3 protein-coding genes and 1 pseudogene are annotated in these 4,025 nt (G+C 73.0%); all 4 read left to right on the top strand.

The features are described 5' to 3' along the window. Positions 1-277: 277 nt before the first annotated feature. Positions 278-610, top strand: coding sequence for an antibiotic biosynthesis monooxygenase (locus G6030_RS08090; protein ID WP_182642771.1), 333 nt, complete (start codon positions 278-280; stop codon positions 608-610). Positions 611-685: 75 nt separating this feature from the next. Further along, complete coding sequence (locus G6030_RS08095) at positions 686-2,314, top strand: CCA tRNA nucleotidyltransferase (RefSeq protein ID WP_347238609.1); 1,629 nt, start codon at positions 686-688, stop codon at positions 2,312-2,314. Beyond that, positions 2,311-3,591 (top strand): glycosyltransferase 87 family protein, encoded by a 1,281-nt coding sequence (locus G6030_RS08100; RefSeq protein ID WP_182642772.1) that lies wholly within the window; start codon positions 2,311-2,313, stop codon positions 3,589-3,591. The genes G6030_RS08095 and G6030_RS08100 overlap by 4 nt, the downstream gene beginning before the upstream one ends. Before the next feature lie 131 nt (positions 3,592-3,722). Next, a pseudogene (locus G6030_RS08105) lies at positions 3,723-4,025 on the top strand (hypothetical protein); the annotation flags it as partial.

Raw genomic sequence — 4,025 nt, forward strand, 5'->3', positions numbered from 1 at the left:
GGAGGTGTCGACGCCCCCGACTGACTGGGCGGCCGCCGTCGGGACGGTCGCGGGGACGACCGCGGTCAGGGTGACCGCCGCGCCGGTCAGGGCCGCCACCGCCGCGAGGGTGACGGCGGCCGGGGCGCCGGTCCGGCGGGTGGGTGACAGGCGTGAACGGGGGCGACGACGAGGCACGCCCGTCACTCTAGGTCACTCGTATCACAGAACACAGGGTGTCGGGGCGGGCGTCACGTGCGGCGGGACCGGCGACCCGGGCGCGGCTAGAGTCCGCTGTATGAGCTCTGGCCCGCCCGCGCACGCCCTGGTCCTGCGACACCGGGCCAAGCCGGGCCGTCGCGAGGAGCTCATCGAGGTGTGGCGCCGACACATGCCCGAGGCGGTGCAGGCCAACGACGGGCACCGCGCCTACGTCCTGTGCGCCTCGTGCGTCGACCCCGACGTGATGGTGGTGTTCCAGCACTACAGGGACGCGGCCGCCGCGCAGGAGTTCCTCGGCAACCCGGCCTACCTGCGGTACCTCGAGGAGTCCGGCGACCTGCTGAGCGGGCCGCCGGAGGTCGAGGCGGTCGAGCCGCTGTGGTCCAAGGCGGCCGTGGGGGACGACTGAGACCCGCGGCGGGCCGCCAGCGCCGGTTCTCCGCCCGGCCGGGGGATGTCGGGCCCACTCGGTAAAGTCAGCGCCGTGACAGCCCGCAGACCGACCTCCGATCGCAGCACCGCCGACGATCGTGCCGCCTCCGACCGACACGATGCCGCGGTGTTCTCGGGTCTGCAGGACGGCCCCGGCGACAGGCCCGATCCGGCGGAGGTCGAGGCCCGCAGGGTCCGGCTGCTGGCCGGTGCCCAGACCACCCTCAACCAGCTCGCCGACGTGCTGTCCCCGCTGGCGGCAGCGTTCGGTGAGGCCGGGCACGAGCTGTACCTCGTGGGCGGCAGCGTCCGCGACGCCGTGCTCGGGCGCCTCGGCACGGACCTGGACTTCACCACCGACGCCCGCCCGGAGGCGGTCCGGGGGATCCTCGACCGCTACGCGGACGCGGTGTGGGACACGGGGATCGAGTTCGGCACGCTGTCCGCCGTCAAGCGGGACGGGGACGGGATCGAGCAGCAGATCGAGATCACGACCTTCCGCGCGGACTCCTACGACGGGGTCACCCGCAACCCCGAGGTCGTCTACGGGGACACGCTCTCCGGCGACCTCGTGCGGCGCGACTTCACGGTCAACGCCATGGCGGTGCGTCTCCACCCAGACGGCCGGCACGAGTTCGTCGACCCGCTGAACGGTATGGACGCGCTGCTGGCCGGCGTGCTCGACACCCCGGCCGCGCCCGAGCAGTCCTTCGCCGACGACCCGCTGCGCATGCTGCGGGCGTGCCGGTTCGTCTCCCAGCTGGGCTTCACCCTCGCGCCGCGCGTGTTCCGGGCGATGACGGAGATGACCGCGGAGATCGACCGCATCACGGCGGAGCGGGTCCGGGCCGAGCTCGACAAGACCATCCTCGGCGACTACCCGATCGACGGCATCAACATGCTGTGCGAGACCGGCCTGGCCGACCACGTGCTGCCCGAGGTGCCCGGCATGAAGCTCGAGCGGGACGAGCACATGCAGCACAAGGACGTCTACTGGCACTCGCTCACCGTGCTCAAGCAGGCCATCGACCTCGAGCCGGAGGGCCCCGACCTCGTCCTGCGCTGGGCCGCGCTGCTGCACGACGTCGGCAAGCCGGCCACCCGCGCGCCCAAGCCCGGCGGCGGCGTGACGTTCCACCACCACGAGGTGGTGGGCGCCAAGATGGTCCGCAAGCGCATGCGCGCCCTGAAGTACCCCAAGCAGATGATCGAGGACGTCTCGGGACTGGTGTTCCTGCACCTGCGCTTCCATGGATACGGCGAGGGCCAGTGGACCGACTCGGCCGTGCGCCGCTACGTCTCCGACGCCGGCCACCTGCTCCCCCGCCTGCACCGGCTCGTGCGCGCCGACTGCACCACCCGCAACCGGCGCCGCGCGGCCAAGCTGCAGGCGAACTACGACTCGCTGGAGAGGCGGATCGCCCAGATCGAGGAGAAGGAGGACCTCGCCCGGGTCCGCCCCGACCTCGACGGCAACGAGATCATGACCCTGCTCGGTCTCAAGCCCGGACCCGACGTCGGTCGCGCGTGGGCGTTCCTCAAGGAACTGCGCCTGGACCGCGGCCCGCTCGACCGGGACGAGGCCGAGGCCGAACTCCTCCGGTGGTGGGCCGAGCAGAACGGCGGGGACCAGCCGACCGGGGAATCGGACACGGACCGGCAGAACGGCGACCCGGCGTGACCGGCGGAGCGGTCGACCGCTACCTCTCGTCGGCGGTCGGTCGCCTCGTCGTCGTCGTCCTCGCCGCCGTCGGCACGCTGCTGCACACCGTCGGGGTCCCCGGCCTGCAGCAGATCCCGCCGTACCGCATCGACCTCGACGTCTACCGCGTCGGCGGTCAGGTGTTCCGCGACGGCGGTGAGCTGTACGGCGAACTGCCGCAGCTCGCGCAGGGTGCGCACCTACCGTTCACCTATCCCCCGCTGTCCGCGCAGATCTTCTCGCTGCTCACGCTCGTGCCGCTGCCGGTGGCGTCCGCGCTCGTCACGCTGGCGACCATCGCGGTGCTGGCGCTCGTCGTGCAGCTGGTGCTCACGCGCACGTGCGAGCGGCCGGCGCGCGAGCTGTGGTGGCTCACGGCCGCCGTCATGGTGGTGGCGCTGTGGTTCGGCCCGGTCCGCGAGACGATCGGGTTCGGGCAGGTCAACGTGTTCCTCATGGCGCTCGTGCTGGTCGACGTCATCCTCGGCCGCGGGCGCTGGTGGGGCGGCACGCTCACCGGGCTCGCGATGGCCATCAAGCTCACGCCCGCGGTGTTCCTGCTGTACTTCTTCCTGCGGCGCGACTGGCGGGGGCTGGCCACGGCCGTGGTGTCGGCGCTGGCGTTCACCGGCCTCGGCCACCTGCTCGCGCCTGACGACTCCGCCCGCTACTGGAGCTTCGCCATCCGTGATCCCGAGCGGATCGGCGGCCTCGCGTTCACCTCCAACCAGTCGGTCAACGGCGTCGTCTACCGGCTCGGCCTCGAGGACACCGCCGCGTCGGTCGTGTGGTTCCTCGTGGCCGCGACGATCGGGCTGGGGATCGCGTGGGTCGCGTGGCGGCTGCTGCGGTCGGGCCAGGAGGTCGCCGCGGCGGTCGCGGTGGGTCACGTCGCGCTGTTCTGCTCGCCCGTCTCGTGGGGCCACCACTGGGTGTGGGCGGTGCCGGCGGTCGTGCTCGCGCTGGTGTGGGCCGACCGTGCGGGGCGGCGGGGCGACCGCGACGAGCGCCTCTGGCTGGGCCTCGCCGCCAGCGGCGTGGTGATCTTCCTCGCGACTCCCCAGTGGTGGGTGCCCAACAGCGAGGGCCGCGAGCTGGGGTGGAGCCCGGTCGAGCACCTCGTCGGCAACGCGTACCTCATCTGGGCGCTGGTGTTCCTCGCGGTGCTGGGGCTGCGGGCGGCTCGTCTCGGCCGGCCCGATCTGGGTGGCGACCCCCACCAGCCCGTGGTGCTGGACCGCGCGCTCGCCCGCTGAGCGCACCTCCCCCGACCTGTCCGGCGGGACCGCGTCAAGGGCTCCCGGTGGCCTGTGGACAACGCGGCGGACTCTCCACAGATCGGCCGGCGGCTCTGGTCGGTCCGGTTCGTGCGCGACACGATCAGCGCATGGACTACTTCTTCGGAGACGGCGTCGGTGAGCCGACGCAGTGGCAGGGCGAGCCCGACCTCACCCTCGGAACCGGCGCGCCGGACGCGCTGTGGCTCGACTTCGACGGTGACGGGTACGCCGACGACGCCCTCTGGGACTCGGACCTCGACGGCACCGCGGACCGCGTGGTGACCGACGTCGGCGCCGCCGGTCAGGTCGCCTACGCCGATGACGGCAACCGCGGCGTGTGGAACGTCCACGCGGGTGGCGTGGGGGCGCTCGCGGCGGGTTCGGTCGGCGCGGGCTCGGTGGGCGGTGGC

The organism is Dietzia sp. E1 (genome assembly GCF_014145015.1).
In the GTDB taxonomy this organism is placed as follows: domain Bacteria; phylum Actinomycetota; class Actinomycetes; order Mycobacteriales; family Mycobacteriaceae; genus Dietzia; species Dietzia cinnamea_A.